This window comes from Clostridiales bacterium, assembly GCA_017961515.1.
Taxonomy (GTDB): Bacteria; Bacillota; Clostridia; order Acetivibrionales; family RGIG10202; genus RGIG10202.
In genome coordinates this window covers 1-3,257 of sequence record JAGCXC010000048.1, presented here as the reverse complement: position 1 = coordinate 3,257, position 3,257 = coordinate 1, and the positions used below count along the sequence as shown (strand labels likewise).

The window sequence follows — 3,257 nt, the reverse complement described above, 5'->3', positions numbered from 1 at the left end:
TTCCTGCTCCTGTTCCCTCTGCTTTTTTGTTAGATTGCTTTTTCTCACAGCTACTAAAACCGTTACTTGGATTAAACAAAAAATCTCTTAGATGATAATATATACTATTTTTTTCTGTCTTGCTGTCTGTTGAATATGCAGTTCCTCCTCCGATAGCAAATACATATCCACCAAATATTTTCACAACACCTGCCTTACCGGAATTTACTACAGTATAATCATCATCATCATGTGTATAAAAATATACTCCTCCTCCTCCAATTCCTGCTCCTGTTCCATGTGCATCATCAGAACCTGTTGCAACAGCACTTCCTCCACATGCAAAAACAACTCCGCTTTTTATTATTATGGTTCCACAATTTGTCGAACCTCCACCTGCACTTACCATGTGATCACTCATAAAGTTACCTGATACAGCTCTATAATATGAATAACCACATCCACCAATTCCTGCTGCTGTTCCATTTGCTGGAATTGTAGATTTTGTTGTAGCACATCCACCTACTGCTACTAAGTATCCTGCATTATTCGAAGTTTGTTCTATTATTAACCTTGAATCACTTGGAACATATATACCTGGATAAGCTACACTTGCTCCATTACTTGAAGTATTTGGTTTATCTGGTTGTGAACCATACGTGTATAAATTACCACTACCCTTTAATTGTATTTTTAGAGTTTTCCCATATTTTATTCTTATACCTTTAAAGTACTTATCACTATTACTATCCATAACAAATATTGTATCTTTAGTAAATTCTAATGTTGAACCATTTGTTTTACTTGATGCATATTCAGTTGTATATGTTATGTTAGAGTCATCTTCATCATTAATAGCTGCTTTTGATACATTTGATAAATTATAAAATACCGCTGTTACTAGCATAAGAAATGTAAACATCATAAACATTGGTTTGTTTGATTTTTTCATACTTTAATTTCCCTCCCCTTTGCTATGTATTATAATTAAACTGCCTATGACCTTATTTCTTCATTGTCGTATTTTATACAATATGCTGTGTATGTTGCATCTTGTGGTATATGTGGGAAACTAAATGTTATTTCGTTACTTGTTACTAAATTTGTCTTTTTAACAAAACCTTTTTTTATGTTACCGTTTGTATATTCTACTCTCACCCCTACTTCTTTTATATCTTTTATTGAATCTTTTGGTGTTATTGTTACTTTTCTTTTTCCATTACTGTTAGATGATGAAATTGAAATGTTGTTTTTGACTGTGTAAGGTAAATCCCTTATTGTTACATCTCCTTCTATCTTCTGTAATTGCACATTTTTGCTATTTGTAGCTTGTGACATTGGTACTTCTAATACTTCCATATATCCATTTACCTTTTCTTTTTCATCTATAGCTGTAATTAATGTATCACATGCACTTCCTTTTTCTCCTGCTATAGTATTTCCATTATCACTATATACTGCTATAATATATGGGTTTTCTAGTGCTTTTTCGTTTACTGTTTCTTCTAAACCCATTGCTACACTACTAATTAATTCCTCATTTATATGATTAATAGATTGATTATCATTTGTGGTTTTGTATATTAGCTTCTTTCTAGTATCATTTGAACTGTTCCAGTCTACCTTTTGCTTTATGTCCCAATTTACATTTTGTAGTGCAGAACCTGTTAGAAATATCTCCTCTAGATTTGGCACACTACCCGTTACTTCTGATGGAGGTGTAACCGATATACTTAAATCTTCTGCATATGATTTTATATACACCCCACCTATTGTTACACACATAAGACTAATTAAAACACATACTTTTAATTTAACCATTAGAATACCTCCTTTTAGCAGTATTTCCCATTGTTGTTGTACATATGGCCTACTATTTTTATCGGTTTTTTTATGAGGTTATTCCTTGGTAATTTATGTATCCCTTATAAAGGAAAGGTGCCTCAATACAAGGCATTTTATACCTTATACTGAGACACCAGAAAACAAACTAAAAACAAAATCGAAATTTAAAAAAAATTAATCTAACTGAGTAAACAGTGTACTGATTGATATATCTCCATATATCCTTTCAATTGCTTCCGCAAATACACTTGCCACTGACAGTACCTTTATTTTATCTAATTTTTTCTCTTCTGTCAAGTCTATTGTGTTTAATACTACCATTTCTTTTATTGCTGAGTTTTTAATCCTTTCTATTGCTGGTCCTGAGAATACTGCATGTGTACAACAAGCATATACTTCTTTTGCCCCTCTTTCTACTAGAGCATTTGCAGCATTTATGATTGTTCCTCCTGTGTCTATCATGTCATCTACTAATATAACTCTTTTATCTTTTATGTCTCCTATAATATTCATAACTTCACATACATTTGCTTTTGGTCTTCTTTTATCTATTATAGCAAGTGGGCAATCTAACCTTTGTGCAAATTTTCTAGATCTTGTTACACTTCCTACATCTGGAGATACAACAACCAAGTCATTATGATCTGCAAATTTTTCCTTGAAATATTGTGCTAATATTGGCACTCCAACTAGATGATCTACTGGAATATCGAAAAATCCTTGTAATTGTGGTGCATGTAAATCCATTGTCAAAATTCTATCTGCTCCTGCTACTGTTAAAAGGTTTGCTACTAATTTTGCTGAAATTGGATCTCTTGCTTTTGCCTTTCTGTCTTGTCTTGCATATCCAAAGTATGGCATTACTGCTGTTATTCTTCCTGCTGATGCCCTCTTTAACGCATCTATCATAATTAACAATTCAACTAAATTGTCGTTTACTGGTGTGCTTGTTGATTGAATTATAAATACGTCAGAACCTCTTACTACCTCCTCTATATTTATAGCACTTTCTCCATCGCTAAACATACCAACATTTGCACTACCTATTGGAAGTCCCATTTTCTCTGCTATTTCTTGTGCTAGCTCTTTGTTTGAATTGCCTGCAAAAATCTTAATATCTTTTCCATGAATGTTCATTACTTGCTACTCCTTCTATTTCTATTTTTTATTTTCTCTTTTTAGTACCCAATTTTCTTTTACCTCTTGTCTTGCTCTTGCTATTGCTAACGAATTTTCAGGTACTTCCTCTGTTATTGTTGAACCTGCTGCTATAAATGTATTATTCTTTACTTCAACAGGAGAAATTAGATTAACATTACAACCAACAAATGCGTTATCTCCTATAACTGTTTGGTATTTTTTCTTGCCATCATAATTTACAACAACCACTCCACATCCTAGGTTTACACCCTTTCCTACTTTTGCATCACCTA

The 3,257-nt window shown here is 32.6% G+C and carries 4 protein-coding genes; all 4 read right to left on the bottom strand.

Annotated features, from left to right (window positions below; translation table 11 throughout):
• Nucleotides 1–931: hypothetical protein (locus tag J6Y29_03735; protein MBP5426985.1), on the bottom strand; the 931-nt coding region annotated here is incomplete at its 3' end.
• 44 nt (nt 932–975) lie between these two features.
• Nucleotides 976–1,800 (bottom strand): hypothetical protein, encoded by an 825-nt coding sequence (locus J6Y29_03730; GenBank protein ID MBP5426984.1) that lies wholly within the window; start codon nt 1,798–1,800, stop codon nt 976–978.
• 198 nt (nt 1,801–1,998) lie between these two features.
• Nucleotides 1,999–2,961 carry a ribose-phosphate diphosphokinase gene (locus J6Y29_03725; GenBank protein ID MBP5426983.1) on the bottom strand — a complete coding sequence of 321 codons (963 nt, stop codon included), beginning with the start codon at nt 2,959–2,961 and terminating at the stop codon, nt 1,999–2,001.
• Between the two features lie 21 nt (nt 2,962–2,982).
• Nucleotides 2,983–3,257 (bottom strand): bifunctional UDP-N-acetylglucosamine diphosphorylase/glucosamine-1-phosphate N-acetyltransferase GlmU (gene glmU, locus J6Y29_03720; GenBank protein MBP5426982.1); only part of this gene is annotated, 275 nt, incomplete at its 5' end.